General features: G+C 39.4%; 1 protein-coding gene. It reads right to left on the reverse strand.

Annotation, left to right across the window (positions count from 1 at the left end; translation table 11 throughout):
* The coding region (locus AA089_RS25395; protein ID WP_046759434.1) for a hypothetical protein at nt 1–447 on the reverse strand (447 nt) is incomplete at both ends.

Below are 447 nucleotides of genomic sequence, written 5' to 3' on the forward strand. Positions count from 1 at the left end.
GATTTAGGGTTGGACTTGGCAATGGATTAACTGTTATGTTAAAAGTAATGGTGTTTTGACAGCCTGTAGTATCATTGGTCGCTAATACAAAGATAGTTTGTACTCCAATTTCAGTGTTGCTGTAATTAGCAGGATCTGCAATTGGCGTATTACTCGCCAAATCAGCTGCATTGGCAAAGTAGTCCAAACTAATCCCTGGCGCATTGTTGAGTAATTGTTCTGAGAGTGATGAAAGATCAAATACTTCGACACCGTCATTTAAACTTACCGCATCACAGGTTTCTAAACCTGGCAATTGTACAAGTATTGGTAATTCATTGACAATCAAGGTAAGATTGGTGACTCTAAAACAGCTGGTAGTTAAATCATCCACACGCACCCAAATAACTTGCGAATTTGGCGTGATATTGCTGTATGCATTTACATTGTTGATTTCTCCTGCGCCAG

Origin of the sequence: Kordia jejudonensis (genome assembly GCF_001005315.1) — a bacterium.
In the GTDB taxonomy this organism is placed as follows: Bacteria; Bacteroidota; Bacteroidia; order Flavobacteriales; family Flavobacteriaceae; genus Kordia; species Kordia jejudonensis.